Source organism: Vibrio sp. 1978, from assembly GCF_033344345.1.
In genome coordinates this window covers 1-654 of sequence record NZ_JAWPOP010000564.1, presented here as the reverse complement: position 1 = coordinate 654, position 654 = coordinate 1, and the positions used below count along the sequence as shown (strand labels likewise).

At 45.0% G+C, this 654-nt stretch carries 1 pseudogene; it reads right to left on the bottom strand.

The window, feature by feature from the left end:
• Positions 1-71: 71 nt before the first annotated feature.
• Positions 72-654: pseudogene (locus tag R8N49_RS27845) on the bottom strand (hypothetical protein); the annotation flags it as partial.

The following is a 654-nucleotide window of genomic DNA, read 5'->3' as shown; positions in this document are numbered from 1 at the left end:
TCAACGCTAAGGTAAATCTAGTAAAAAGGGAGACTCAGTCTCCCTTTTCATGCACGTTATTTTCTACTCAGCTAGTTCAGCGGCCAAACCGTTTGACCATCAATACTTACTGGCGTTTGAGCGAATTCGTTCAGACAGTAACCGGTATTGCTGCTTGCAAAGTAAGTGAGAGGCATCGGCGTCAGATTCAACGCAACAACTTGTTGCTTCGCTTTTTCTGAGAACGAGAATCCCCACATGTCGAGATAGTTAGTCATATCTCGCTGAGCCACGTAACTTAGGGCAATGAGCAACCAGTCATTGTTTGAGATGCTGTTCGCTTCATCTTTGGTATACATCGAGAAGCCAATGCTTGATTGTTTCGCATTCCACAGTGCCTCATCTGCTTTCAAACGATTAAACTCACGCTCAATAAGATGCAGTCGCGCCAGTAAATGCCAACCATTTTTAAGCACACCTTCGTGCTGAGTTGCCATCATCATTTGAATGTAAACGCGAGCACCCCAGCTCCAACCCGTTTGGTTTTGCTCCGCCATATAAGCATTTGGATCGCTTTGTGTTCGACTGGTTTGCAACAGTTCAAACTGACCTTTGAAATCCAAGCTTTGGCAGGTTGATTCCTTACCCGTATTTTGGAAGAAACGAGACTTGCTG